Origin of the sequence: Pseudomonas sp. efr-133-TYG-23, assembly GCF_030209215.1 — a bacterium.
Classification (GTDB): Bacteria; Pseudomonadota; Gammaproteobacteria; order Pseudomonadales; family Pseudomonadaceae; genus Aquipseudomonas; species Aquipseudomonas rhodesiae.
The window spans coordinates 26,209-49,336 of the sequence record NZ_JARVSL010000015.1; the positions used below are offsets into that span (position 1 = coordinate 26,209).

Below are 23,128 nucleotides of genomic sequence, written 5' to 3' on the forward strand. Positions count from 1 at the left end.
GCCCCCTGAAACGACAGCGGCCCCGCCTGTTTCCAGGCGGGGCCGCTGTGCTGACGCGGTGAAATCACATCTTGTTGAACAAGCTCAACTGCGAAATCTTCACAAAGGCCAGCTGCGAGGCTTGCAGCATGGTTTGTTGCAGCGACAGGTTGATTGCCGCCTCGCCCATGTCGATATTGGCCAAGTCGCTCATGGTGCTGGTGTTGGCGATGCCGATGCTGGCATTTTCATCGGACTGGATCGTCAGGGCCTGGCCGCGCGCACCGATGGAGCCGCGCACATTGACGATCTGGGACGTCGAGTTGGCCAGGTTGGCGATCGACGTATCCAGTACATCCTTCAATTTGACGGTCGCTGCCGGGTTGCCGTCGGCCGGCAACTCCAGGGCTCGACGCAACTGACCCAAGGTATCCAGCGCATTCTGGGTCTTCTGGGTGTTGGCCCCGACGGAGAACTGATCACCCGGCTGCGGTGGCCCGGCACTCACATCGAATGTCACGCCAGCCGCTGTCACCGTGGTACCGCCACCGGTATCACCGGTGGCAATGGCCTTGCTGTCGGTGGTGTACGGCTGGGCATAGACCTCATAGGCCGTGGCACTGGTGAACTTGATGATCGCGCCGCTGTTGGTCGGGAAGGTGCTGGCATAGTCCGCCTGGCTTGACACCTGAGCCCCCGTCAACTGCGCGCTTGAGGCGTTGCTCGGGGTACGCGAGACGCTGAACGTATCGGGCTTGGATTCCAGGCTGAAAGTACGGTCCTTGACCAGCGCATCGGACGGCGCGCCAGGCGCGACATCGTCGCCCAGCTTCAGGGTGATGTCGAACTTCACACCACGTAGCGCAATGCTGGAGCTGCCTTCCTTGGTGGCATCGAACGTGCCGTTGCCAGGGATCTCGGAGGTGATGTCGGTACCGTTCTTGTCCTCCACCTTATATTGCGTACTGCTGGTGAAGGTGAGCTTGTACGGCTGGCCGTCGGCAAATTTACCCGAATAGTCAGCGCTGGACGTGACCAGGCCGGCGGACAACGCCACCTTGTTGTCGTTGACGGTCGGCGGCACTGTCTGCGGAACCGGCGCCAGCCACGGGGCCTGGGTGCGGCCCGAGTTGGCAGCACCTTCCAGTACGGTCTTGCCGGTATCGCCGGCATTGATTGTCAGCGTGTTGGAAACCTGCAGGCTCAGCGGCGTTTCATCACCCTGGTAGCTGTAGGTGCCATCGTTATTACGCGCATAAGGCGGGGTTTGGGTCTTGGAGCCCGAAAACAGATAGTTGCCCGAAGAGTCCTTGCTGTTGAGCAAACCCAGCACCTGATCCTCGATCGCGCCGACTTCGCTGGCGATCGAGCGCCGATCCGCATCGCTGATCGAACCACCGGCACGCAGCGCCAACTCGGTGGCGCGCTGCATGGCATCGCTGATTGCGGTCAGCACGCTCTCTTCGTTGGTCAGCTTGTCCTTCAGGCTGGTGATGTTGCCGTTGTACTGAGTCAGCATGTCTTTCTGCTGCTGAAGCATCAATAAACGTGCCGCCGCCACCGGATCATCCGCAGCGGTTTGCACGCGCACGCCGCTGCTCGCCTGGTCTTGAGCTTTCACCACGCCCGAATAGTTGTTCGAGTACTTGGTGGAACTGGTCTCGAAATATTGCTGCGTAGAAATGCGCATCGTCCCTGGCTCCCTTAAAGACTGCTAATCAGCGTGCTGAAGGTTTCTTGCGCAGCTTTGATGATCTGCGACGAGGCGGTGTAGTACTGCTGGAACTTGATCATGTCACCCGCTTCTTCATCCAGGTTGACCTGGGACACCGAGTTACGCGCGTTCTTATTGGCGCTCAACAGCGCGCCAGTGGCAGTGGTATCGGTGCCGGCCGCGGCGGCCTTGGCACCGACGGTCGATACCAGTTTGCTGTTGGCGCCCACCAGGCTGGTGCCGCCCGTGCCATCGGCCGCCGTGCCAATGGTCGCCTTGGTTTGCAGATTCAATAGCTGCAAAGCATTGCGGTTGTCGGACTTTCCGCCGGCATTGAACGAGAAAGAGGTGCTGTCACCATCAGCTGGCACACCACCCACCGTGGTGTCGAAGCTGAAACTGGTGGCCGGCACCACCAAGGCACCGCTGGCATCGCGCATCGGCACGTTAATGGTGACCTTGTTGCCCTGCCCCGGGACGATGGTGCCGGTGCCGATCGGGTTGCCCTGGGAATCATTGAGCGTATACGGCTGGGTGCCATCTGCCGCGGGCTTGCCGAACACCATCTTCACTGGCATCGAGTTTTCAATCCCGACGCGCAACTGAGCGGTGGCGGCGCCGCCCTGAATATCCAAAGGTACGGTAAGCGCCGGCGGCGTGAAGTTGCCGGTGCCCTGGTTGGTCTTGCTGGCTTCACCCAACAGCGGCGCTGCAAAGGCGAGCTTGGTGGGGTCGGTGAGGACCGTACCGATTTCCTTGGCACCGTTGGCAGTGGGGCTGACCTTGAAACTGTCACCGGCCTGGACCGCACCGCTTTTGACCGCCAGGGTGAACCCGTCGATGACCGGCGGCGGCGTGGCGCTGAGGTCGTAAACCCCCATGGCCTTGCCGTCGGAACGCAGCACGGTCGCCTTGGTGAGATCGGTGCTGTCGTTGAAAGAAACCTTGTAATCGTAATTGGTCAGCTTGCTGGTGTCTTTGATCGTTACGCCCAAGGCACCATCCCCGAGGTTGCCTTGTGCAGCCTGGCTGCGCAGGGCAACGGCCGAGGCACTGTTGATGTCCGTGAACAACGAAGAACCGAACTCGCCGTTGAGGTCCAGGCCCTGACCCAATTGGCTGTTGACCACATCAGCCGTCGCCACGGCAATGCGCCCCAGGTCATTGATCGCCGGGATCAGCGCGTCGCTGCGATAACGCAACAGGCCACCGATGCTGCCGCCGCTGATCACATTCCCCAGGTCGAGCTTGGTGCCGCCGGGGGCATTCAGCTCAATGGTGTACTGGCTGGTGTCGCCTTTGCTCGGCACGGCGGAAATGGTGCTGAACTGATCGCCCAGCACCAAGGACTGGCCACTGCCGGTGCTGACACTGAACACGCCATTCTTTTCGACCGCGGTCACGCCGATCAGCTCATTGAGCGAACGCACAGCCTCGGCGCGCGAATCAAGCAGGTTGGCCGGAGTGGTATTGGTCGAACCCTGCACCTGATTGATCTGCTTGTTGAGCGAAGCAATCGACGCCGTCAGTTGGTTGACCTGATCGCTCATCGAGCTCAATTGGCCATTGATGGTTTCTTTCTGCTGGCTCAACTGCGAGGAAATCGCGTTGAAGCGGTTACTCAACGTCTGAGCATTGGTGACCATCACTTGGCGCGCAGTCACGTCGCTCGGGTTGCTCGCCGCCGTCTGCACCGCCGCAAAAAACGAACTGAGCACTGCGGACATGCCCGTGGTCTTGTCCGACAAGGTCTTATCGACGGCACTGACCTGATCCTGATAAGCCTTGGCGTCGGCATTAAGCGCAGTGCTGTTCTGATAAGCCGTGTCGAGGAATTCGTTGTACACCCGGCGCACATCGGCCAGGGTCGTGCCGCTGCCGATGTACACGCCGCCAAATTGGTTCACGGCATTCGCGGTTTGCGTGGTCTGCTGACGCGAATAACCCGCGGTATTGGCGTTGGCGATGTTGTTACTCAAGACCGACAACGATCCTTGAGCGGCGTTAAGCCCCGACATCCCTATATTGAGCAAACTCATGGTGGTTCAGACCTTATAAAAGAGTGGTCGCGCCCGCGGCGGCATAGTTCTGGTAACTGTTCATCGAATTGGCGATCTGCGAGATCTTGTTGGCGTAGTTCGGGTCGGTGGCGTAACCGGCTTTTTGCAACTCGCGTACAAAGCGTTCTGGGTTATCGGCCGATTTCACCACGTCTTTATAGCGATCGTTGCTTTGCAGCAACGTCACCAAGTCGTGGAAGCTGTCCTGGTAAGAGTCATAGGAACGGAACTGCGCCGTCTCCTTGACCATCGCCCCGTCGCGGAACTCGCTGGTGATCGCGCGGGCCTGGCCGCCCTGCCAGCTCTTGCCGGCCTTGATGCCGAACAGGTTGTGGCTGCTGCTGCCGTCTTCGGCGCGCATCACCGATTTGCCCCAACCGGTTTCCAAGGCGGCCTGGGCCACCAGGTACTTCGGATCGATGCCGATACGCTTGGCGGCCGCTTCGGCCATCGGCAGCATGGTGGCGATAAATTCGTCCTGGGAGCTGAAGGCTTTCTTGGCCGGCGCCAATGGTGGCTGGGCCACGGCGCGGCCATAGACCTGCATGCTGCCATTGGCCGCGGCAACACTGCGTGCGCTGCTGTTGATCACGTTGTCTTGCAGTGCGCTGTTGCGCAGCGGCGCAGCCTTGGCCTCGGTGACGACCTGGGTGCTCGGCACGATGCCGGCCAGCAGGCGATCGGTCAGCTTGCTCGGCAAGGCGATACGGCGCTGGTTCATCAACTCCATGTCGTTGCTGTGGGTAGCGGCGGCGCCGGCTTGAGGCTCGGCGACACGGAACGCCCACAACGGACGCTGACCATTGGAGCGCCCCAACGGGCCATCGGCCTGGGTGCCGGCGGCGATCTCGGTCGGCACATCGACTTTCTTGACCGCCTCGGCCGCCGCCGGGCCCTGCAAAGTGGCCGCCTGTGCGTCCACCGGCTTGTTCTTCTGCATCTGGCGCATCAGCACGTCGGCCAGGCCAATGCCGCCGCCCTCGCGGGACAGCGAGACCGCCAATTGCTGGTCGTACATTTCCTGGTACTGCTTGGCCGCCGGGGTGTTCATCGGGTTATCTTTGCCCAGCGCCTCGGTGGCCGAACGCATGGACTTGAGCATCTCGCTCAAAAACAGCGACTCAAACTCCTGCGCCACTTTGCGCATGTTGCCTTCGCTGTTTTTGTCAGCACCGACCTTGAGCTGGTTAAGCCGGTTCAAGTCGGAGTAAGACCCCGAGTCCGCCGAACTGACAATGCCGCTTTTGTGCATATCCATGACCATGGCCTCAGATCACGATCAGGTCGGCTTGCAAGGCGCCGGCCTGTTTCAATGCTTCAAGGATCGCCATCAAGTCGCCGGGCGCTGCGCCCACCTGGTTCACCGCGCGGACAATCTCGTCCAAGGTGGTACCGGGGCCGAATTTGAACATCGGCTTGGCTTCTTGCTGAGCGTTAACCCGCGAGCGTGGCACCACCGCCGTCTGGCCGTTGGACAACGGCCCAGGCTGGCTGACGATCGGGTCTTCGGTGATGGTCACCGTCAGGCTGCCGTGGGTCACCGCCGCCGGCGAGACTTTGACGTTCTGGCCGATCACGATGGTACCGGTGCGCGAGTTGATGATGACTTTGGCCACTGCCTGGCCCGGGTCGACTTCCAGGTTTTCCAGGATCGACAGGTAATCGACGCGCTGGCTGGGGTCCAGCGGCGCGGTCACACGGATCGAACCGCCGTCGATGGCCTGGGCCACGCCTGGGCCGAGCATGTCGTTGACCTTGTCGACCACGCGCTTGGCGGTGGTGAAGTCCGAGCGGTTAAGGTTCAAGGTCAGGCTGTTGCCCTGGTTGAAACCGCTGGGCACGGTGCGTTCCACCGTGGCCCCGCCAGGGATGCGACCGGCCGACGGCACGTTGACGGTGATCTTGGAACCGTCGCGGCCTTCGGCGTCGAACCCGCCCACCACCAGGTTGCCCTGGGCAATGGCGTAAACGTTACCGTCGATACCTTTGAGGGGCGTCATCAGCAACGTGCCGCCACGCAGGCTCTTGGAGTTACCGATGGACGACACGGTGATGTCCACCACCTGGCCTGGCTTGGAGAACGCCGGCAAGTCGGCACTGATCGACACCGCCGCGACGTTTTTAAGCTGCACGTTGCCCGACCCCGGCGGCACTTTGATGCCGAACTGCGAGAGCATGTTGTTGAAGGTTTGCAGGGTGAACGGGGTCTGGGTGGTCTGGTCACCCGTACCGTTGAGCCCCACCACCAGGCCATAGCCGATCAACTGGTTGGAGCGCACGCCGGAAATGCTGGCGATGTCCTTCAAGCGTTCGGCCTGGACGACGGCGCTCAAGGAAAGCAACAGGGCCGCCGCCATCAGCTGTTTGAGTTTCAAAGTGGCCACCTAGAAAGGGAACAGCGGGCTGAGGAAGAAACGGTCGAACCAACCCGGCTGGCTAGCATCGGCAAACGAACCCGTCCCCGAGTAAGTAATGCGTGCATCGGCGATTCGCGTCGACGAAACAGTGTTGTCGGTAGAGATATCGTCGGCGCGCACCATGCCGGCAATTCGCACCAGCTCGTCGCCAGTGTTGAGGGTCATCCACTTCTCACCGCGCACGGCGATGATGCCGTTGGGCAATACATCGGCCACGGTCACGGTGATCGAACCGGTCAGGCTGTTGCCCTGCCCCGCCGCACTTTTGCCACTGGTCGCACGGTCGCCGCTATAGCCAGCGTTGAGGCTCAAATCGCCGTCACCCAACGGGTTGTTGGTGTTAGGTACGGCACCGAACAACGAGGTCAGGCCAATGCCTGCCTTGCTGGTCTTGCCGACCTGGGAGTTGGCGTTCTTGCTGGCCTGGGTCTTCTCGTTCAGGGTGATGGTGATGATGTCACCGACCCGGAAGGCCTTGCGGTCGCTGTACAGGTTCTGTTCGAAGCCGGCCTGGTAGATCGAGCCATTGTTGGCCGCCGCCGGCAGCGGCGTGCGTGGCAACACCGGCGCGTAGTACGGGTCATTGGGTTTTGGCGTCGGGGCGACACAGCCCGCGAGTACGGCAATCCCACTCAATGCCAGAACGGAAACATAGCGATTCATGACCCTTACCTCACGGTGTTGCAGACGCTTTCAGGGCGCCCCATAGACTTGATTACAGATTCTGCGTTACGAACGAGAGCATCTGGTCGGCGGTGGAGATCACCTTGGAGTTCATCTCGTAAGCGCGCTGAGTGGTGATCATGTTGACCATCTCTTCCACGGTGCTGACGTTGGAGGTTTCCAGGGTGCTTTGCAGCGTGGTGCCGAAACCGTTCAGACCAGGGGTGCCGATCTGTGGCGCGCCGCTGGAGGCGGTTTCCAGGAACAGGTTGTTGCCCATGGCCTGCAAGCCGGCCGGGTTGATGAAGTCGGCGGTCTGCAGGTTGCCGATCACTTGCGAGGCCGGGTTGCCGGCCACGGTGATGGACACGGTGCCGTCGTTGCCGACGGTGAAGGTCTTGGCATCGGCTGGCACTACAATCGCCGGTTCCAGGGCAAAACCGTTGGCGGTGACGATCTGGCCGTTGGAGTCCAGGTGGAATGTACCGTCGCGGGTGTAGGACGTAGTGCCGTCCGGTTGCAGGATCTGGAAGAAGCCACGGCCGTTGATGGCCATGTCCAGCGGCTGACCGGTTTGTTGCAGGTTACCGGCGCTGAAGTTCTTCTGAGTGCCGACGATCTGCACACCGGTACCCAATTGCAGGCCCGACGGCAGTTCGCTGTCCTGGGTCGACTGAGCGCCCGGCTGTTTCTTGATCTGATAGAGCAAGTCCTGGAACTCGGCGCGGTCACGTTTGAAACCCGTGGTCGATACGTTGGCCAAGTTGTTGGAAATGGTAGTCAGGTTGGTGTCCTGGGCGGACAGACCGGTTTTGGCAACCCATAGAGCCGGAAGCATGCTGTTCTCCTTCGTGCGCCTGTTTGTTGGCGCTGCGCTGCGAAATTAGTAGTTCAGTGAAACCGCGATCAGCTCATCTGCATGACGCGTGTCATGGCCTGGTCGTCTTCCTTGGCGCTGTTCATCATTTTGATGTGCAGCTCGAACTGCTTGGAAAGCGCCAGCACCGCCGTCATTTCTTCCACGGCATTGACGTTGCTCGCCTGCAGGAACCCTGAGGTCAGCCTGACGCCTGCGTCGGCCTGAGCCGGCTGGCCGTCCTTGGTGTGGATGGTGCCATCCAGGCCCTTATTCATGTTCTTCAGGTCCGGCTGAACCAGCTTGATGCGGTCCACTTCGGCCATCACCCGTGGGCCTTCGCCCATGGCACGGATGCTGATGGTGCCGTCGGCGCCCACTTCGATCTTCTGCTGCGGCGGCACCGCGATAGGGCCACCGTTGCCCATGATCGGCATACCGTTGCCGGCACGCAGCACGCCCAGGGCGTCCACGTTCATGCTGGCGCTGCGCACGTAGGCTTCGCCGCCATCCGGGGTTTGCACGGCCAGCCAGCCGTCGCCGTTGACAGCCACGTCCAGGTCGCGGCCGGTTTCGATCATCGCGCCAGGCGTGAAGTCGGTGGCGGGACGCTCAGTCATGGCGAAGGCCCGCGCCGGAAAGCTGTCACCGAACACCGGCATCGAACGCGCCTGTTCCAGGTCGCGTTGGAAACCGTTGGTGGAAATGTTCGCCAGGTTGTTGGCATGGGCCTTCTGCGCCAGCGCATTCTGGCTGGCGCCGGTCATTGCCACATAAAGGTACTTGTCCACGCTCTTTCCTCTTTATGACGGACGCTTGCCGCCCACCGCTGTACTGATGAGGCTTAAGCAATTAGCGAACCAACTTTCAAAAAGTCAGGAAAGTCCAGGCGGGACGGGGGTTTGCGGGCTGCCTTCACATTTTTCAGGAAAGGAGAGAGTCGAAAAAACGGCGGACTACTGCCGCTTACGGCAAGGGCCGTCTTACGGGTGACAGAGAACCCATCCGGGAGCGGGCAAGCCCTAATGCCAGTCAGTTCAGGACTCAGTTGATCCAGCCCAGGCAATGACTATCAAAAGTGGGAGGGGGCTTGCCCCCGATAGCGATGCGTCAGTGACAGTTGGGCTGACTGCCCTACTGCCATCGGGGGCAAGTCGAATCGTCGCACCGCCCCTCCTACATTTTTGCCACCGTTGTGCCAGTTGATTATTTATCGGTCTTGAGGATTTCGTAATCGCGCAATTTATTGGCGATGGTGGTGTGCGACACGCCCAGGCGCTTGCCCAGCTGTCGACTGCTGGGATGTTCGACATACAGGCTTTCCAACACCGCTTTCTCGAAGCGCCCGACAATCGCCTCCAAACCGCCGTCCAGGGAAAAATCGCCAAGGGGCTGACGCACGCCGTAATCCGGCAGACGAATATGCTCGACCTTCACCGTGCCGCCGTCGCACAAAGACACTGCCTGGAACAGCACGTTTTCCAACTGCCGCACATTCCCCGGCCAGTGATAATGGCTGAGGCGCTCCATCGCCGCCGGTGCCAACGTGGGCAACGGGCAGCCGATCTGTCGGCTGGCCTGGTCAAGAAAATGCTCCACCAGCGGCGCCAGGCCATCCAGGCATTCGCGCAGGGGTGGGATATGTAGGGACAGCACATTGAGGCGGTGATAGAGGTCCTGGCGGAATTCGCCGCGCGCGCAGAGTTCGGACAGATCCACCTGAGTCGCGCAAATCACCCGCACATCCAGGTACACCTCTTCGTCACTGCCGACGCGGCGGAAACAACCGTCCTGCAAGAAGCGCAGCAATTTCACCTGCAGGCGCGCGCTCATTTCGCCCACACCGTCGAGAAACAACGTACCGCCCGCAGTCAGCTCCAGCAGCCCCAACTTGCCTTCCGCCCGGGCGCCTTCGAACGCGCCGGGGCCGTAGCCGAACAGCTCGGTCTCGGCCATCGACTCCGGCAGGCCGGCGCAGTTGAGGGCCATCAGCGGCGACTGCCCGCGCGGACTGGCCAAGTGGCAGGCGCGCGCCAACAGTTCTTTGCCGGTGCCGGTCTCGCCTTCTATTAATAGCGGCGCGTCCAACGGGGCCATGCGCCGTGCTTCACGCACCACGGCGGCCATCACCTTGGAGCTTTGGAAGATGCTGTCAAAGCCGCGCAGTTCCTGCTTGCGCACGTTGTAGATGCGCTCGCCGACCCGGTCCGCACGATGCAACGTCAGCACGGCGCCGGCCATGGCCTCACTGTCATCGTGTTCGGAGGATTGCAGCGGCGCGATATCCGCCAGGAACACGTCGCCCTTGACCTTGACCCGCAGGCCGTTGATCCGCGACTTGCTGGCGCGCACCAGTTCCGGCAAATCGAAATCCTCGGCGTAGCGTGACAACGGAATGCCCGGCACCTCGTCCACCCGCACCCCCAGCAACTGCGCCGCCGCACGGTTGGCGGCGACGATGGAGCCGCCCATGTCGATGGACAGCACCGGAAACTCCAGGGCGCCCAGCAAGGCATTGAGTTCCATGTGTCGCCGCTCGCTGGGCATCAGCCCTACCCGCTTGACCCCAAACACCCCGGCAATCGCCTCGAACTGCGGGCGCAACGCCTGGAATTGCATATTCACCAGGTTCGGACAAAACAGGTAGATAGCATTGCCGTGCTCACCGCCCACCTCGCCTTTGGCAACGTTGACGCCGTACTCCACCAGCAGGTTGAGAATGTCCCGCAGGATGCCGATGCGGTTCTGGCAATGCACTTTGATACGCATGAATAAGGCCCGAAAAGAGGGAAGGCGCCGCGTCTTTTTGTCGCTGGGCGCAGAAAGTCGTCAAGATTATGTGACAGCCGGACTGCTTTTCCCAGCCCAACACCAAGAGCAGGCCCCCACTCGTAACGAATACTTTACAAAAAACGGTAAATTTTCCTACGTGGCACTGCCACAGGTGGCTGGCATCCGCACGCCATCGGGTTATCAATAGGCCTATCGCAGGACATAACAAGAACGAATGCCTAGCAGGAGAGCCGTATGAAGCAGACGCACTACGTGGCCCGCGAGCCCGATGCGCAAGGGTTTATCCACTATCCGCCGGAAGAACATGCGGTATGGAACACCCTGATCACGCGCCAGTTGAAAGTGATCGAAGGTCGCGCCTGCCAGGAATACCTGGACGGCATCGACAAGTTGGGCTTGCCCCTGGACCGCATCCCGCAACTGGGCGAGATCAACCAAGTGCTGGCCGAGACCACCGGTTGGCAAGTCGCTCGCGTGCCGGCGCTGATCCCCTTCCAGACCTTCTTTGAATTACTCGCCAGCAAGCAGTTTCCAGTGGCGACGTTTATCCGCACCCGCGAAGAACTGGACTACTTGCAAGAGCCGGATATTTTCCACGAGATCTTCGGCCACTGCCCGCTGCTGACCAACCCTTGGTTCGCTGAATTCACCCACACCTACGGCAAACTCGGGCTGGCGGCGACCAAAGAGCAACGGGTCTACTTGGCGCGCCTGTATTGGATGACCATCGAGTTCGGCCTGGTGGACACGCCGGCCGGTCTGCGCATCTACGGCGGCGGGATTCTGTCGTCGCCCAAAGAGACGGTATACAGCCTGTCCTCCGAGCCCGAGCATCAAGCCTTCGACCCGCTGGAAGCGATGCGCACGCCGTACCGCATCGACATCCTGCAACCGCTGTACTTCGTGCTGCCCGACCTCAAGCGTCTGTTCGAGGTGGCGCAGGAAGACATCATGGGCATGGTCGAGCGTGGCATGCAGCTGGGTCTGCACGCGCCGAAATTCCCGCCCAAACCAAAGGCTGCTTGAACCGTGCCTTTTAAGGCCAGGTGAGTCTGTTCCCTGGCGCCGCGTTGCTTTAGGGTGACGCCACTGACCTTCACTTATTCGAATTCAGGACATTTCCACATGACCACCTTGAACCAAGCCCACTGCGAAGCCTGCCGCGCCGATGCCCCGCAAGTCAGCGATGAAGAACTGCCGGTACTGATCAAGCAGATCCCTGACTGGAACATCGAAGTGCGCGACGGCGTGATGCAGCTGGAAAAGGTTTTCCTGTTCAAGAATTTCAAATTCGCCCTGGCCTTCACCAATGCCGTGGGTGAGATTTCCGAAGCCGAAGGCCATCACCCGGGCCTGCTCACCGAATGGGGCAAAGTCACCGTGACCTGGTGGAGCCACTCCATCAAGGGCCTGCACCGCAACGACTTCATCATGGCCGCGCGCACCGACGAAGTGGCCAAGACCGCCGAGGGCCGCAAGTAATGCATTTCGATGCCATTGGCCGCGTGCCCGGCGACCCGATCCTCGGGTTGATGGACCTGTACGCCCAGGATGCCAACCCGCAAAAGTTCGACCTGGGCGTAGGCGTCTACAAGGACGACCAGGGCCTGACGCCGATTCCGCCGTCGGTGAAGCTCGCCGAACAGCGCCTGGTAGACCAGCAAACCACCAAGACTTACATCGGCGGTCATGGCGACGCCGCGTTCGGCCAACTGATCAGCGAACTGGTGCTGGGCGCCGACTCCGCGCTGTTGCACGGGCGTCGTGCCGGCGCCACCCAGACCCCGGGCGGGACCGGCGCGCTGCGCTTGAGCGCCGATTTTATCGCTGCCAACTTGCCAGGCCGTGGTATCTGGCTGAGCAACCCGACCTGGCCGATCCACGAAACCATCTTCGCCAAGGCCGGGCTGAAGGTCAGCCATTACCCCTACGTGGGCGCCGATAACCGCCTGGATGTGGCGGCGATGCTGGCGACCCTCGCCACCGTGCCGGAAGGCGATGTGGTGTTGCTGCATGCCTGCTGTCATAACCCGACCGGCTTCGATCTGTCCCACGACGATTGGCGCCAGGTGCTGCAGATCGTGCGCGAACGCCACCTGCTTCCGCTGATCGACTTCGCCTACCAGGGCTTCGGCGATGGCCTGGAACAGGACGCCTGGGCCGTACGCCTGTTTGCCGCCGAATTGCCGGAAGTACTGATCACCAGTTCGTGCTCGAAGAACTTCGGTTTATACCGCGACCGCGTCGGCGCATTGATCGTGTGCGCGGCGGATGCCGAGAAGCTGACGGATGTGCGTAGCCAATTGGCGAATGTGGCCCGCAACCTGTGGTCGACCCCGCCGGATCACGGCGCGGCCGTGGTGGCGACCATCCTCGGCGATGCCCAGCTCAAACAGCAGTGGAGCGCAGAAGTCGAAGCCATGCGTGGGCGCATCGCGCAGTTGCGTTCCGGGCTGGTGGAGGCCCTGGCGCCCCATGGCTTATCCGAGCGATTCGCACACATTAGCGTGCAACGTGGGATGTTCTCCTACACCGGCCTGAGTGCCGAGCAGGTCAAGCAACTGCGCGAGAAGCACAGTGTGTATATGGTCAGTTCGGGGCGGGCCAATGTGGCGGGGATTGATGCGACACGCTTGGCGTTGCTGGCCGAAGCTATTGCCGACGTCTGCAACTGAACACTGCATATCTAAGTCAGTCACTGGTTGACTGATACACCGCTATCGGGGGCAAGCCCCCTCCCACATTTGGTCGCATTCCAATGTGGGAGGGGGCTTGCCCCCGATGGCGATCTGAAGTTACAGAAGGTGTGCCTGAGCCACCTCGGCCTTCAGTTGCGCTTCTTTGGCCTGGGCATCCGCCAGCCGATACAACTCGATACTGCCATCCCAGTGCTCGATCAGCGCCGTGCAAGACTCCACCCAGTCCCCGCAGTTGAGGTAATCCACCTCGCCCACCTTGCGAATCTCCGCATGGTGAATATGCCCGCACACCACCCCATGCAATTCACGCCGGGTCACTTCGTGGGCGATCGCTTCTTCAAAATCGCTGATAAAACTGACCGCCGTCTTGACCTTGTGCTTGAGGTACGCCGACAGCGACCAGTAACCATAGCCATAGCGCGCACGCCAGTGGTTCAACCAGCGGTTCAAGGTCAGGGTGAACTCGTAGGCCGAGTCGCCAAGAAACGCCAGCCAGCGGTGATAACGGGTAATCACGTCAAACTGATCGCCGTGGATCACCAGCAGGTGGCGACCGTCAGCGGTCACATGCACGGCTTCGTCGACCAACTGGATATTGCCCAGGATCAGCTTGGAATAACGGCGCAGGAATTCATCGTGGTTGCCGGTGACATAGATCACCTCGGTGCCGCGCTTGGCCATGGTCAACAGGCGGCGGATCACGTTGGTGTGCGCCTGGGGCCAGTACATGCCGCCGCGCATTTTCCAGCCGTCGATAATGTCGCCCACCAGGTAGACCTTATCGGCGTGATAGCCCTTGAGGAACTGCGAAAGATGGTCGGCCTGGCAATCCCGGGTGCCCAGGTGCACATCGGAAATCCACAGGGTACGCACCCGTTGTTTGCGGCTGGGCTTGGCGAACTCGGCACTGGTCATGGGCATCCCTCGACGGTGTTTTCGCGAGCTTGCGCCATGGCGGTTAATGGCCCATGACAAGTGTGGGTCAGTCTGATGACAGCGACCGGCGCCCACGATGCGTTGTAGACTGGCGCCTCGCCGTCCAGGAGACCGTGATGAGACCGTCCCTCACCCTTCGCCACTACCTCGAAGCGCCCATCGCCCACAGCCATGCGCATGCGCAGTTGGTGTTCGGCCTGTCCGGGCATCTGGATCTGGAGGTCGATGGCCGTGGCAGCCAAGTGCGCGAAAGCAGCGTGATGGTACTGCCCTTCTCTGCCCATCACGCCTGCGGCAGTCGCGATGGCAGCCGCTGCCTGGTGCTGGACGTACCCACCGAACATTGGCTGCTGCAGTCCCTGGGCGAACATGCCGACGCGAGCCGACGCCTGCTCGACCAACCCGCGCGCCTGGCCCTGGATGCACGTCAGCACCAGTTGGTGCAGTGGCTGGCCCACAGCCCGGTGGACGACCCGCTGATCGTGCAGCAAGGTTCGGTGTTGCTGCTGGCCAGCCTCAATTCTGCGCAACCCCAGCCCGTGCCAGGTCGACGCTTGCCCTATCCGGCCTTCAATGCCCATATCGAACGGCACGTGGCGCACCCCTTGCAGGTGGCCGATCTGGCGCGCATCGCCGGGCTGTCGGTGGCGCGTCTGCACGCGCGGTTCGTCGTCGAGTGCGGACAGACGCCGATGGACTACATCCGCAGCCGACGCCTGCATAAAGCCCTGAGTCTGCTGCGCGATACCGCCCTGCCCATCGGCGAAGTCGCCGAGCGGGTCGGCTATAGCTCCCAGAGCGCATTTGCCGCCGCTATATCCCGTGAGTTCGGCGCGTCTCCCGGCGCGTTGCGGCGCTCGCCTTAGGGCGAGTCCTGCGCTAAAACGCGCGAGCCTCACGACAGACGCCAGCCATCCCAAGCCACTAGACTGCGAGCCTGTCACTCTCGTGGTTTGAAGGAACGCAATGACTCCCCGCACAGCCCTCGGCGCCCTGCATATCGGCGCACTGATGTTTGGTCTTACCGGCGTATTCGGCAAACTGGCGGCCGCTTCGCCGGCCATCATCGTGTTTGGTCGCGCCGTGTTTGCCGTGCTCGCCCTGGCGGTGTTCGCCCGGTTCGCCAGCCGCGCTCCGTGGAAGCACCTGGAGCGGCGCGACTGGCGTCGGCTGCTGGTCAGCGGCGTGTTGCTGGCGGCGCACTGGGTGACATTTTTTCTTGCGGTCAAGGTGGCCGGTGTGGCGGTCGCGACCCTGGGGTTCACGGCGTTCCCGGCGTTTACGGTCATTCTGGAAGGGCTGATATTCCGCGAGCGTATTCGCGCCAACGAAGTACTGCTGGTGGTACTGGTCACGGTCGGCCTGGTGCTGGTGACCCCCGACTTCAACCTGGCCAGTGAAGCCACCGGCGGCCTGCTCTGGGGCATCCTTTCAGGCTTGTTGTTTTCCCTGTTGTCCCTGAACAACCGCGCCGGCTCCGGGCGCATTCCGGCGGTGCAGGCGGCGCTGTGCCAGAACCTGGTAGTCGCGGCGTGCCTGTTGCCGGTGGCCGCACCGGGCCTGGCGCATGTGCGAGCGCTGGACTGGTTGTGGATCGGCCTGCTCGGCGTGTTCTGCACCGGCCTGGCCCACAGCCTGTTTGTCGCCAGCCTGGCGGTGATCAAGGCGCGTACGGCGTCGGTGGTGTTTGCCATGGAGCCGGTCTACGGCATCACCGTGGCGTGGCTGCTGTTTGCCGAAACGCCGACCCTGCGCATGCTGCTGGGGGGCGCCTTGATCATCGTCGCCATCGTGATTTCCGGCCTGATGAGCAGCGCCGGCCCGGCCAAACAACCGACCGCAACGGCCTGATCTATACTCCGGGCATCCGCAACAGTCTGTCGTCGTTCAACGGATAATGGCTCCTCGACGACAGCCAGAGCATTTTCCGCAGTTGCTGCAAGCGAGTGGTCACTCCCTTAACGCTATGCAGGACTTGATCATGGAAATGCTCATTAACGTGTTGGTTCAGATCATCAGCGGTGCCGTGGGCGGGAATGTAGCCGGCATGACCAAACAAAGCCTGGGTACCGGGCTTAACACACTGCTGGGCGGTGTCGGCGGGCTGGTTCTGGGCCAGCTTCTTTCAGCGCTGACCGGTACTCCAGGCGGCGAAGCGCTGGATGTGGCGGCCGTTGGCGGCAATATCCTCGGCGGCGGCGTGGGCGGTGCGGTGTTGACCTGGGTTGTCGGATTCATCAAACAGAAGTTGGACGCCAAGTAGCGCTCAGTTCACCGCCCCTTGCACGGGGCGGTGACGTCATTGGGGTCGGTCGTTGTGCCCCAGATCGCGCGCCGGGTCGATCTGGTCGCGCACCCGCTGCTTGAGCACCTTGGCCTCGGGGAAACCGCCGTCGGCCTTGCGCTCCCAAATCTGCACACCGTCACAGGTGATATGGAACGTGCCACCGGTAGCCGGCACCAGTGAGACCTTACCCAGGTCGTCGGCAAACGTGCTCAGCAGTTCCTGGGCCAGCCACGCGGCACGCAGCAGCCACTGGCATTGGGTGCAATAGGTGATGACGACCTCGGGTTTAATCGACGACATAATTTGACAGGTTCCTGGCATAACGGGCGCGGAGGATCGGGTGGCTATAATAGCGGCCTTTATCGCCCAGCTCCGAGATTCAAGATGCGCCGCCTGCTGTCCTGCCTGTTTTTGTGCCTACTCCCCTTCCTTGCCCAAGCCGTGGACGCTCCGCGCCCGAAGGTCGGCCTGGTGCTGTCTGGCGGCGCCGCCCGGGGCCTGGCCCATATCGGGGTGCTCAAGGCGTTGGAAGAGCAAGGCATCCAGATCGATGCGATCGCCGGCACCAGCATGGGCGCGGTGATTGGTGGGCTGTATGCCTCCGGCTACAAGATCGACGAGTTGGAAAAACTCGCATTGAACATCGATTGGCAACAGGCGCTCTCCGACGCACCGCCGCGCGAAGACGTGCCGTTTCGCCGCAAGCAGGATGACCGGGACTTCCTGGTCAAACAGAAGTTCAGTTTCCGCGATGACGGCAGCCTCGGCCTGCCGCTGGGGGTGATCCAGGGCCAGAACCTGGCGCTGCTGCTGGAAAGCATGTTCGCCCACAGCAGCAATACCCGCGATTTCGACAAACTGCCGATCCCTTTCCGCGCGGTGGCCACCGATATCACCACCGGTGAAAAAGTTGTGTTCCGCAAGGGCCACTTGCCCAAGGTGATCCGCGCGAGTATGTCGATCCCAGCCGTGTTCGCCCCGGTGGAACTGGACGGCCGGCTGCTGGTGGACGGCGGCATGACCGATAACATCCCGCTGGATGTCGCGCGGGAGATGGGCGTGGATATCGCCATCGTGGTGGACATCGGCACCCCGCTACGCTCGCGCAAACAACTGGCCACGGTGGTGGACGTACTCAACCAGTCCATCACCCTGATGACCCGGCGCAATTCCGAAGAGCAACTCAAAGCCCTGCAACCCAGGGACGTGCTGATCCAGCCGCCGCTGGCAGCCTATGGCGTGACCGATTTCGGCCGCGCCAAGGACATGATCGACGCCGGCTACCGCGCCACCCGCGCCCTCGACGTGCGCCTGGCGCACCTGCGTCCGGCTGCGCCGATCGACCCGCAACTGGTGGCCGCGCGCACGCCGGGCGAACGCACCCCGGTCATCACCGCCATCACCGTGGAGAACGACTCGAAAGTCAGCGACGACGTGATCCGCTACTACATCCGCCAACCCTTGGGCGAACCGCTCAATCTGGGTCGCTTGCAAACCGACATGGGCACCTTGTATGGCCTGGACTACTTCGATCAGGTGCAATACCGCGTGATCAAGAAAGGCCAGGACAACACCCTCGTAATCAGCGCCCGCGGCAAACGCAGCGGCACCGACTACCTGCGCCTGGGGCTGAACCTGTCGGATGACATGCGCGGCGACAGTGCCTTCAACCTGGGTGCCAGCTACCGCATCAACGGCATCAACCGCCTTGGCGCGGAATGGCTGACGCGCGTGCAGATCGGCGACCGCCAAGAGCTGTACAGCGAGTTCTACCAGCCGATGGACGCTGGTTCGCGTTACTTCGTCGCGCCCTATATCAGCGCCCAGGCACAGAACGTCGAGCTGATCCTGGATAACGACCCCATCTCCGAATACCGCCTGGAACGTTACGGCTTCGGCCTGAATGTGGGGCGGCAGATCGGCAATAGCGGCGAGATTCGCTTCGGTGTCGGCGAAGCCTGGGGCCAGGCGGACGTACGCATCGGCGACCGCGACCTGCCGAGCGTGAGCTTCAGCGAAGGCTTCTATGAGCTGAAATACTCCTTCGACTCTCTGGACAACGTGTACTTCCCCCACTCCGGTGAAGACATCGGTCTGGCTTATCGCGAATTCGAACCGGGGTTAGGCTCGGATCAACGCTACCGTCAATGGGAGTTCAAACTCGACAAAGCCATGAGCCACGGCCCGGACACTCTGGTGCTGGGCGGACGTTACGGGCGCACCCTGGACGATTCGGACGTGGTGATTTCCAGCTTCCTGCTCGGCGGTGCCAGACAGCTGTCAGGCTTTCGCCAGGACGCGATCTCGGGGCAAAACATCAGCCTGATGCGCGCCGTGTACTACCGCCGACTGACGCCGCGTTCGTACTTGCCGCTGGATTTCCCGCTGTACCTGGGCGCGTCTCTGGAACGTGGGCGGGCGTGGAACAACGACAATGAATTCGACAGCGGCTATATCAACGCCGCGAGTGTTTTCCTCGGGTTCGACACACCACTGGGGCCGCTGAATTTCAGTTATGGATTCAACGATGACAACCAGAAGGCGGTGTACCTGAACCTGGGGCAGACTTTCTAGGAAGCCTGCGCGCATAGGGTCAATGCGGCAGGTTTTCAAGATAGGGTGAGCCTGCCCATCACAACAGGCTCAGCCATCTGCGCGGCTCAGGACTTTTCCAGATTCGCCAGAATGTGCGCATGCACCCGCATGCACACACGCAGGTCCGCCTCGTTTACGCCGGCAAACAGCTCGTGACGCAACTCGGTGGCAATGGTTTCAATTTGATCGATCAGAGGACGGGCGCTGTCGCAGAGCAAGATGCGCTTGGCGCGACGGTCTTCGAGCACCGCCTGGCGTTGCACCAGGCCCTGGCCTTCAAGGCTGTCGAGCAGCCTTGCGAGGGTCGGCCCCTCTACCCCGACGCTCTGGGCCAGCTCACGCTGAGTAGGGGCTTCTTCGAAACGGGCCAGGTGCAACAGCACCAGCCAACGCGCCTGGGACAGGCCCAGCCCCGCCAAACGGCGGTCCAGCTCGGCGCGCCAACCTCGGGACATTTGCGCCAGCTGCATGCCAAAACGGTGTTGATCGGTTAACGGCATAAAAAACTCATGTTTTAGACTGAAAATAAAATGTGGCTAATTATTAGTCAGCTAAGCATGAGCCTTGCCCTTAGGCAAGCGCCGCTCAGTACTGATCTGTGACATTGTCGTAATTGACACATTAAATTTCGAATTCTGACTGCAAAGCGGCCCGCACGCAGTACAGAACCCCCTCCGGCACACGCCCGGTAAACAACGGTGCGATCTCGGCGACAGCTGGCAATTCGCCTTCGCCGTCGAGGAAAGCGTCCTGGATCTCACCCAGCAAATCTTCCGGTAAATCCAGTGCTTGCTCCAACGACAACTGTTGCTTGCCGATGGATTCGGCAAGCAAGGTGTAGACGTTTTTTTCCGAGCATTGCAGTTGGCCGGCGATCTGGATCGGGGTCATGCCGGCGCGGGCCAGGCTGATCAATTCGTGGCGAATGTCGGCCACTTCCCTGGGCGCCTCGGCCTGACCACCGAGCACTTCGAGAAAGGCCTGGCCATAGCGCTCCAGCTTGCGCGCGCCCACGCCGCTGACGCGGGCCATTTCCGCCAGGGTGGCGGGTTGCTCGCGCAGCATCTCCAGCAAGGTGGAGTCCGGAAAGATAACGTACGGCGGCACACTGTGTTCCTGTGCCAGTTTGCGCCGCAGGGCACGCAAGGCTTCCCACTGCTCGCGCTCTTCCCCGCGCACAAGTTGGCTGGCCTGGCTGGTGCTGCTTTTGGCGGTGGTCTGCGGCTTGAGATCGCGGCGCAGTTCCAGGCTCACTTCACCCTTGAGCAGTGGCCGGCAACTGTCGTTAAGGCGCAGCCCGCCGTACCCTTCAAGGTCGATGTCCACCAGGCCGCGAGCCACCATTTGTCGGAACAACGAGCGCCACTCGCCTTCGGCGCGGGCCTTGCCGACGCCGTAAACCGAGAGTTTTTCGTGGCCAAAGCTGCGAACTTTTTCGTTGTCCTTGCCCAGCAACACATCCACTAGATGACCCACGCCGTAACGCTGACCGGTTCGGTAGATCGCCGACAACCCCTGGCGCGCCGGTTCGGTGGCGTCCCAGGTCTGCACGCCGTCCACGCAGTTGTCGCAATGCCCGCAGGGCTCGGGCATGTCTTCGTCGAAATAGGCAAGCAGCGTCTGACGGCGGCAACGGGTCTCTTCGCACAGCGAGAGCATGGCATCGAGCTTGTGCTGTTCCAGGCGCTTGTGGCGCTCATCGCCTTCGGAGTTCTGCAGCATTTGCTTGAGCATCACCACGTCCTGCAGGCCGTAGACCATCCACGCATCCGCCGGCAGACCATCACGGCCGGCACGTCCGGTTTCCTGGTAATAAGCTTCCAACGACTTGGGCAGGTCCATGTGGGCGACAAAGCGCACGTTGGATTTGTCGATGCCCATACCAAACGCAATGGTCGCCACCATGATCAAGCCTTCCTCGTTGAGGAAGCGCTTCTGGTGATAGGCGCGCAGGTCGTTCGGCAGGCCGGCGTGGTAAGGCAAGGCTGGGTAACCCTGTTCACACAGGAACGCGGCCACTTCGTCGACTTTCTTGCGCGACAGGCAATAGACAATGCCCGCATCGCTGCGCCGCTCGGACAGGAACGCCAACAGCTGCTTGCGCGGCTGCTCCTTGGGCACGATGCGGTAAAAAATATTCGGCCGGTCAAAGCTCGACAGGAAGCGCTCGGCGTTCTGCAAATGCAGGCGTTCGACGATTTCTTCGCGGGTACGTTTGTCGGCCGTGGCGGTCAGCGCAATGCGCGGCACGTCGGGAAACAGTTCCGCCAGTTGGCCCAGTTGCAGATATTCGCGCCGGAAATCGTGGCCCCATTGCGAGACGCAGTGCGCCTCATCAATCGCGAACAGGGCAATTTCCAGTCCCTGCAGGAACGCCAGCATGCGCGGCTGCACCAGCCGCTCCGGGGCGAGGTAGAGCATTTTGACTTCACCGCGTTTGATCCGCGCGGCCAGGTCGCGTTGCTGCTCGGCGCTGAGGGTGGAGTTCAGGGAAGCAGCGGCCACGCCGAGTTCCTCAAGGGTTGCCACCTGGTCGTCCATCAAAGCGATCAACGGCGATACCACCACCGCCAACCCGTTGCGCAACAGCGCCGGCACCTGGAAGCACAACGACTTGCCGCCGCCGGTAGGCATCAGCACCAGGGCATCGCCGCCACTGGCCACGCGCTCAATGATCGCACCCTGACGGCCACGAAAACTGTCGTAGCCGAAGATGTCCTTGAGGACGCGTTGAGCCTGCTCGAGCATGTAGAACTCCAAAAAAGTGCCGAAACCCTCCGTATAGGCTGGCCGAAAAAAAACGCGGCCTCGGAAAATAATCCGTAAGCGAAGTTTTCTCGGGCGGGCTCCTGGCCGGTAGGGGCATCACAAAACGCGGCAGTATACCCGAGCGTCATCCGGCAAAGGGCGCCACTGACGAATTGCAGCCCGTCTTTAAAACCGGGCAAATGTGCATGGCGGCTGGCCTGTGGACGCAAGAACGCCTAGAATTCAGCATCGTTTATCCCCAAGGTAGTCCTTCATGTCCTTCGCTGAGCAACTAACCCGCCTGCAAGCCTTCCTCGACGCCGATGAGCTGCATGAGGAGGCGCTGGACTATGTGGCCGCCCACGGCTACCTGACCGCACTGTCCATCTGCTCCGAGGTCGTGCCCGACCGCGAATGGATCGACGCGCTGTTCGCCGAAGAACCCCACTACGCCGACGCCGCCCAGCGCGAAGAAATCGAGTCCACCCTGGTGGCCCTCAAGGCCCATATCGGTCGCCAACTGGCATCCGACGAGGAATTCGAGCTGCCGTGCGAGCTGGACTTGGGCGATGACCCGGACGACTCCGACCTGCGCGGCTGGTGCATCGGCTTTATGGAAGGCGTGTTCCTGCGTGAAGCGGCCTGGTTCGAAACCGCCGAGGAAGAGGTCAGCGAAATGCTGCTGCCGATCATGGTCGGTTCGGGCCTGTTCGAGGAAGAGGCGGAATTTTCCGACATCGCTTCCGACGCCAATCTGATGGACGACATGATCGTACAGATCCCGGAAGCCCTGACCGCCCTGTACCTGCTGTGCAACGCCCCTGATGAAAAACCGGCGATCCTCAAGCCACGTCACCACTGAGTCGCTCGCCCGTGACACCCATGGGCAAGCGTTCGCCGCTGCTGCGCTACGCACTGCTGGCCATCGGCTGGCTGAGCGTGGCCCTGGGCGTGATCGGTATTTTCCTACCGGTGCTGCCCACCACCCCCTTCCTCTTGCTCGCCGCCGCCTGCTTCGCGCGAAGCTCCCCGCGGTTCTACCAGTGGCTGGTGGAACACCCGCGCCTGGGCCCATGGATTCGTGACTATCTGGATGGCAATGGCATCCCGCTCAAGGGCAAGGTCTACGCCATCGGCCTGATGTGGCTGAGCATCGGTATTTCCTGCTATCTGGTGCCACTACCTTGGGCACGCGGGTTCATGCTGACCAGCGCCGTGCTGGTGACTGTCTATATCCTGCGCCAGAAAACCCTGCCGCCGCGCTGAACGCCGTGTGCGACATAAGATCCCACACGACCTTGGTCGACACTGACTAACCCCGGGCATCGTGCGAGACTGTCCCACCGGGCCTGGAATGCCTGGGCGTTCTTTTGTTCGGAGT

At 61.5% G+C, this 23,128-nt stretch carries 21 protein-coding genes; 9 read left to right on the forward strand and 12 right to left on the reverse strand.

Annotated features, from left to right (window positions below):
* Positions 1-64 precede the first annotated feature (64 nt).
* From QRN41_RS09910 to QRN41_RS09945, 8 genes are all read right to left on the reverse strand, one after another.
* Positions 65-1,669, reverse strand: a complete 1,605-nt coding sequence (locus tag QRN41_RS09910; protein ID WP_167416911.1) for a flagellar hook-associated protein 3 — start codon at positions 1,667-1,669, stop codon at positions 65-67.
* A gap of 14 nt (positions 1,670-1,683) precedes the next feature.
* Complete coding sequence (gene flgK / locus QRN41_RS09915) at positions 1,684-3,732, reverse strand: flagellar hook-associated protein FlgK (RefSeq protein ID WP_285421497.1); 2,049 nt, start codon at positions 3,730-3,732, stop codon at positions 1,684-1,686.
* Between the two features lie 13 nt (positions 3,733-3,745).
* The gene (gene flgJ, locus QRN41_RS09920; RefSeq protein ID WP_285421498.1) at positions 3,746-5,017 is read right to left on the reverse strand and encodes a flagellar assembly peptidoglycan hydrolase FlgJ; all 1,272 of its coding nucleotides are present in this window, start codon (positions 5,015-5,017) and stop codon (positions 3,746-3,748) included.
* Between the two features lie 4 nt (positions 5,018-5,021).
* On the reverse strand, positions 5,022-6,110 hold the full coding sequence (locus tag QRN41_RS09925) for a flagellar basal body P-ring protein FlgI (RefSeq protein WP_034139004.1): 1,089 nt from the start codon (positions 6,108-6,110) through the stop codon (positions 5,022-5,024).
* Positions 6,111-6,137: 27 nt separating this feature from the next.
* Positions 6,138-6,833 carry a flagellar basal body L-ring protein FlgH gene (gene flgH / locus QRN41_RS09930; RefSeq protein WP_034099521.1) on the reverse strand — a complete coding sequence of 232 codons (696 nt, stop codon included), beginning with the start codon at positions 6,831-6,833 and terminating at the stop codon, positions 6,138-6,140.
* A gap of 52 nt (positions 6,834-6,885) precedes the next feature.
* Positions 6,886-7,671: a flagellar basal-body rod protein FlgG gene (flgG, locus tag QRN41_RS09935; protein WP_034099522.1), complete on the reverse strand. Its 786-nt coding sequence runs from the start codon at positions 7,669-7,671 to the stop codon at positions 6,886-6,888.
* A 68-nt stretch (positions 7,672-7,739) separates the two neighbouring features.
* The gene (locus QRN41_RS09940) at positions 7,740-8,480 is read right to left on the reverse strand and encodes a flagellar basal body rod protein FlgF (protein ID WP_034138859.1); all 741 of its coding nucleotides are present in this window, start codon (positions 8,478-8,480) and stop codon (positions 7,740-7,742) included.
* Positions 8,481-8,895: 415 nt separating this feature from the next.
* Positions 8,896-10,458 carry a sigma-54-dependent transcriptional regulator gene (locus QRN41_RS09945; protein WP_123478896.1) on the reverse strand — a complete coding sequence of 521 codons (1,563 nt, stop codon included), beginning with the start codon at positions 10,456-10,458 and terminating at the stop codon, positions 8,896-8,898.
* Positions 10,459-10,716: 258 nt separating this feature from the next.
* Between QRN41_RS09945 and phhA the strand changes: the two genes are divergently transcribed.
* The 3 genes from phhA to QRN41_RS09960 all read left to right on the forward strand — a co-directional run bounded on the left by phhA (position 10,717) and on the right by QRN41_RS09960 (position 13,157).
* The gene (gene phhA, locus QRN41_RS09950) at positions 10,717-11,508 is read left to right on the forward strand and encodes a phenylalanine 4-monooxygenase (protein ID WP_285421499.1); all 792 of its coding nucleotides are present in this window, start codon (positions 10,717-10,719) and stop codon (positions 11,506-11,508) included.
* A 99-nt stretch (positions 11,509-11,607) separates the two neighbouring features.
* A complete protein-coding gene (locus QRN41_RS09955) occupies positions 11,608-11,964 on the forward strand; it encodes a 4a-hydroxytetrahydrobiopterin dehydratase (protein ID WP_034099530.1) in 357 nt (118 codons plus the stop codon).
* Positions 11,964-13,157: an amino acid aminotransferase gene (locus QRN41_RS09960; protein ID WP_285421500.1), complete on the forward strand. Its 1,194-nt coding sequence runs from the start codon at positions 11,964-11,966 to the stop codon at positions 13,155-13,157. Before QRN41_RS09955 ends, QRN41_RS09960 begins: the two co-directional genes overlap by 1 nt.
* Before the next feature lie 120 nt (positions 13,158-13,277).
* Here the strand turns inward: QRN41_RS09960 and QRN41_RS09965 are convergent, their stop codons facing one another.
* Positions 13,278-14,096 (reverse strand): UDP-2,3-diacylglucosamine diphosphatase, encoded by an 819-nt coding sequence (locus QRN41_RS09965; RefSeq protein ID WP_034099534.1) that lies wholly within the window; start codon positions 14,094-14,096, stop codon positions 13,278-13,280.
* Between the two features lie 137 nt (positions 14,097-14,233).
* On the opposite strand from QRN41_RS09965, the gene QRN41_RS09970 reads away from it, so the two are divergent.
* The 3 genes from QRN41_RS09970 (at position 14,234) to QRN41_RS09980 (ending at position 16,380) form a co-directional block, all read left to right on the forward strand.
* Complete coding sequence (locus QRN41_RS09970) at positions 14,234-14,983, forward strand: helix-turn-helix transcriptional regulator (RefSeq protein WP_285421501.1); 750 nt, start codon at positions 14,234-14,236, stop codon at positions 14,981-14,983.
* 100 nt (positions 14,984-15,083) lie between these two features.
* Positions 15,084-15,968, forward strand: coding sequence for a DMT family transporter (locus tag QRN41_RS09975; RefSeq protein ID WP_285421502.1), 885 nt, complete (start codon positions 15,084-15,086; stop codon positions 15,966-15,968).
* A 130-nt stretch (positions 15,969-16,098) separates the two neighbouring features.
* Positions 16,099-16,380, forward strand: a complete 282-nt coding sequence (locus tag QRN41_RS09980; RefSeq protein WP_285421503.1) for a hypothetical protein — start codon at positions 16,099-16,101, stop codon at positions 16,378-16,380.
* Between the two features lie 36 nt (positions 16,381-16,416).
* On the opposite strand, the gene QRN41_RS09985 is transcribed toward QRN41_RS09980, so the two are convergent.
* On the reverse strand, positions 16,417-16,704 hold the full coding sequence (locus QRN41_RS09985; protein WP_034099542.1) for an Rdx family protein: 288 nt from the start codon (positions 16,702-16,704) through the stop codon (positions 16,417-16,419).
* A gap of 84 nt (positions 16,705-16,788) precedes the next feature.
* On the opposite strand from QRN41_RS09985, the gene QRN41_RS09990 reads away from it, so the two are divergent.
* On the forward strand, positions 16,789-18,978 hold the full coding sequence (locus tag QRN41_RS09990) for a patatin-like phospholipase family protein (RefSeq protein WP_285421504.1): 2,190 nt from the start codon (positions 16,789-16,791) through the stop codon (positions 18,976-18,978).
* An 86-nt stretch (positions 18,979-19,064) separates the two neighbouring features.
* Here QRN41_RS09990 and QRN41_RS09995 read toward each other — a convergent pair whose 3' ends face one another.
* Both QRN41_RS09995 and recQ read right to left on the reverse strand, forming a co-directional pair.
* The gene (locus QRN41_RS09995) at positions 19,065-19,499 is read right to left on the reverse strand and encodes a MarR family transcriptional regulator (protein ID WP_034099546.1); all 435 of its coding nucleotides are present in this window, start codon (positions 19,497-19,499) and stop codon (positions 19,065-19,067) included.
* Positions 19,500-19,620: 121 nt separating this feature from the next.
* Positions 19,621-21,747, reverse strand: coding sequence for a DNA helicase RecQ (recQ, locus tag QRN41_RS10000; RefSeq protein WP_034138868.1), 2,127 nt, complete (start codon positions 21,745-21,747; stop codon positions 19,621-19,623).
* Between the two features lie 274 nt (positions 21,748-22,021).
* Here recQ and QRN41_RS10005 point away from each other — a divergent pair, with 274 nt between their 5' ends.
* Entirely contained in the window at positions 22,022-22,609 is a 588-nt protein-coding gene (locus QRN41_RS10005; protein WP_034099550.1) for a UPF0149 family protein, read from the forward strand.
* Positions 22,610-22,629: 20 nt separating this feature from the next.
* Entirely contained in the window at positions 22,630-23,013 is a 384-nt protein-coding gene (locus tag QRN41_RS10010) for a YbaN family protein (protein WP_034099551.1), read from the forward strand.
* The last annotated feature ends 115 nt before the right edge of the window (positions 23,014-23,128 follow it).

Bases quoted from the DNA above. Each gene is read 5' to 3' on its own strand.
- flgG (WP_034099522.1), bottom strand. From the start codon at position 7,671: ATGCTTCCGGCTCTATGGGTTGCCAAAACCGGTCTGTCCGCCCAGGAC.
- recQ (WP_034138868.1), bottom strand. From the start codon at position 21,747: ATGCTCGAGCAGGCTCAACGCGTCCTCAAGGACATCTTCGGCTACGAC.
- QRN41_RS09990 (WP_285421504.1), top strand. From the start codon at position 16,789: ATGCGCCGCCTGCTGTCCTGCCTGTTTTTGTGCCTACTCCCCTTCCTT.
- QRN41_RS09960 (WP_285421500.1), top strand. From the start codon at position 11,964: ATGCATTTCGATGCCATTGGCCGCGTGCCCGGCGACCCGATCCTCGGG.
- QRN41_RS09995 (WP_034099546.1), bottom strand. From the start codon at position 19,499: ATGCCGTTAACCGATCAACACCGTTTTGGCATGCAGCTGGCGCAAATG.
- QRN41_RS10010 (WP_034099551.1), top strand. From the start codon at position 22,630: ATGGGCAAGCGTTCGCCGCTGCTGCGCTACGCACTGCTGGCCATCGGC.
- QRN41_RS09910 (WP_167416911.1), bottom strand. From the start codon at position 1,669: ATGCGCATTTCTACGCAGCAATATTTCGAGACCAGTTCCACCAAGTAC.
- QRN41_RS10005 (WP_034099550.1), top strand. From the start codon at position 22,022: ATGTCCTTCGCTGAGCAACTAACCCGCCTGCAAGCCTTCCTCGACGCC.
- QRN41_RS09980 (WP_285421503.1), top strand. From the start codon at position 16,099: ATGGAAATGCTCATTAACGTGTTGGTTCAGATCATCAGCGGTGCCGTG.
- QRN41_RS09925 (WP_034139004.1), bottom strand. From the start codon at position 6,110: ATGGCGGCGGCCCTGTTGCTTTCCTTGAGCGCCGTCGTCCAGGCCGAA.
- QRN41_RS09985 (WP_034099542.1), bottom strand. From the start codon at position 16,704: ATGTCGTCGATTAAACCCGAGGTCGTCATCACCTATTGCACCCAATGC.
- QRN41_RS09965 (WP_034099534.1), bottom strand. From the start codon at position 14,096: ATGACCAGTGCCGAGTTCGCCAAGCCCAGCCGCAAACAACGGGTGCGT.
- QRN41_RS09975 (WP_285421502.1), top strand. From the start codon at position 15,084: ATGACTCCCCGCACAGCCCTCGGCGCCCTGCATATCGGCGCACTGATG.
- phhA (WP_285421499.1), top strand. From the start codon at position 10,717: ATGAAGCAGACGCACTACGTGGCCCGCGAGCCCGATGCGCAAGGGTTT.
- flgJ (WP_285421498.1), bottom strand. From the start codon at position 5,017: ATGGTCATGGATATGCACAAAAGCGGCATTGTCAGTTCGGCGGACTCG.
- QRN41_RS09955 (WP_034099530.1), top strand. From the start codon at position 11,608: ATGACCACCTTGAACCAAGCCCACTGCGAAGCCTGCCGCGCCGATGCC.
- QRN41_RS09945 (WP_123478896.1), bottom strand. From the start codon at position 10,458: ATGCGTATCAAAGTGCATTGCCAGAACCGCATCGGCATCCTGCGGGAC.
- flgH (WP_034099521.1), bottom strand. From the start codon at position 6,833: ATGAATCGCTATGTTTCCGTTCTGGCATTGAGTGGGATTGCCGTACTC.
- QRN41_RS09970 (WP_285421501.1), top strand. From the start codon at position 14,234: ATGAGACCGTCCCTCACCCTTCGCCACTACCTCGAAGCGCCCATCGCC.
- flgK (WP_285421497.1), bottom strand. From the start codon at position 3,732: ATGAGTTTGCTCAATATAGGGATGTCGGGGCTTAACGCCGCTCAAGGA.